We start from the raw sequence: 270 nt of genomic DNA on the forward strand, positions 1-270 counted from the left end.
TGCCAGTGGATACGTGCGGCGGCACACCGGTGCGGATTCCGTTCGACAGCACCGCGGGCTTGTAGGAGGACGAGGCGGTCTGGCCCTTGGTCACCGGCTCGGTCTCCACCACTTCCAGCGTCACGCGCTGCGGCAGCTGGATCGCGACCGGATTGCCGTCGTGCATCGACAGCTTGACGGTCATGTTCTCCTGCAAATACGGCGCAGACGAACCGACGATCTCCTTGGAGACCTGGACCTGGTCGTAGTTGTCGTTGTTCATGAAGTGGA

The 270-nt window shown here is 62.2% G+C and carries 1 pseudogene; it reads right to left on the bottom strand.

Annotated elements, in window-relative coordinates:
• Positions 1 to 270, bottom strand: a pseudogene (locus RVY79_RS19765) (elongation factor P); the annotation flags it as partial.

The sequence above is a fragment of the Chromohalobacter sp. HP20-39 genome, from assembly GCF_033052815.1.
Lineage (GTDB): Bacteria > Pseudomonadota > Gammaproteobacteria > Pseudomonadales > Halomonadaceae > Chromohalobacter.